The organism is Puniceibacterium confluentis (assembly GCF_007923445.1).
Lineage (GTDB): Bacteria > Pseudomonadota > Alphaproteobacteria > Rhodobacterales > Rhodobacteraceae > Puniceibacterium > Puniceibacterium confluentis.
Window position 1 is genome coordinate 1 of record NZ_VOJI01000096.1, and the last position, 276, is coordinate 276.

Genomic DNA, 276 nt, shown 5'->3' on the forward strand with positions numbered 1-276 from the left:
ATGGATCGCAGCGATGGAGCTGCTCTGCCACGCACGAAACCCCGACCCAGAATCAGGTCGTCTACGAGTCATTTAGCACCGGGTTGTTCCACAAACGTGCGGTGCGTGTCAGGGAGTGGGGACGGCGCTCTTTCGGCCGCCCCCGGTTCCGGTCTCGAGAGGCGCTCCTCGCCGGGGCCGGAGCCCCGGCTATCCGGGCCCAATCGGATTCCCGCGGCGCTGCGGTATCGTTGCTTTTAGGCGGGATTCTGACTTAGAGGCGTTCAGTCATAATCC

The 276-nt window shown here is 63.4% G+C and carries 1 rRNA gene (only partly in view); it reads right to left on the reverse strand.

The features are described 5' to 3' along the window. Window positions 1-180 precede the first annotated feature (180 nt). Window positions 181-276, reverse strand: a 23S ribosomal RNA gene (locus FOY53_RS24250) (its annotated part continues 414 nt past the right edge of the window); the annotation flags it as partial.